The following is a 1,111-nucleotide window of genomic DNA, read 5'->3' as shown; positions in this document are numbered from 1 at the left end:
GCGAAAGCCCTAAAACCAGAAGAGCCAACAAACACCTGACAATCAAATCCGGCTACGTCGGATGGCTTCGCCCTGCCCGGTCACCATCGATTCACGTGCCAGACAGCAATTACTTTTCATAACAACCAGCCCGCGCCGCCGAGCAATTCCTGCGCTCGCTTCAGTAGTCGAGAGTGTCACACAGTTACGCTGTAACGCTCATCCATGGTGTAGCCGAATTCCTTCATTTCACTCTCGCAATGTTTGAGAAACGTCTCCGTCTGTTCTGCGGTCCACCCGGATTCAGCGAGCGAGAATGTCTTGGAGGCGCTTCCTTTTTCGCTCTCCTGCAGGCCAGGAGTGCTCAAGACTTTGTAAGCGGCTTGAACCGCGTTCTCGTCCCCATGTAGAAATGAGCACAAACTTCGAGCGGTGCGCTCCGGTTGCTGAATCATGTCGCGCTGCTCGACCTCGATGAAACATTCCGGCGGCAGCTGCTGTCGAGTGTTCCGCCACTCGGCCATGCTCCCGGCCCAACCCGCACAGTGGTCTTCGAACGACGCACCCGGAAACTTTTTCACGCGCGAGATTACGTTTTCAATGCCGCGCCGCTTGGCGAACACAAAAACCGAGCTCGGCCATAGTTCCCGGAGGATCGGGCTCGCCAAAATCATCCCAGGATCCGCCGTCTTGTCGAACCACGGATCTTTCGGATCTAGCTCAAGTTGCTTGGCATTCAGGTCGTTCACCAACGTCCGAAACGTCTCGTAGAGGCTGCGTTTTAAATGGCGCCTGTCGACGTTTCCCACCAGTTTTCCCAGTAGCACTTCTGGATCGGTGCTTGCAAACCTATCGTAGTGTAGATCCACTATGGCATCGATATAGTGAATCAACGAGAGAAAATGCCCCTCTCCGAAGCCTTCGTAGCCGATATGCCACAGCACGTCGACAAGCGCGCTGGTGCCGGAGCGCACGGACCCGATAATAAACACTGGAGAGCGCATTGAATCATTATATCGTTTGGGGGCGCGCTAGCTGAATCACCCCTGCCGCCACGGTGAAATCCCGGTCCAGCAGATCAGGCTCCTTCTGGCTGGCGGGATCAGGCACGGTCGTCTTGATGGCTTTTCGT

1 protein-coding gene is annotated in these 1,111 nt (G+C 55.4%); it reads right to left on the bottom strand.

The features are described from left to right. Positions 1–176: 176 nt before the first annotated feature. A complete protein-coding gene (locus tag MTAB308_RS00005; protein ID WP_083746383.1) occupies positions 177–983 on the bottom strand; it encodes a sulfotransferase family protein in 807 nt (268 codons plus the stop codon). Positions 984–1,111 lie beyond the last annotated feature (128 nt).

Source organism: Mycobacterium terramassiliense (assembly GCF_900157385.1).
Taxonomy (GTDB): domain Bacteria; phylum Actinomycetota; class Actinomycetes; order Mycobacteriales; family Mycobacteriaceae; genus Mycobacterium; species Mycobacterium terramassiliense.
The sequence above is the reverse complement of the archived record's forward strand: the minus strand, read 5'-3'. Positions and strand labels throughout refer to the sequence as shown.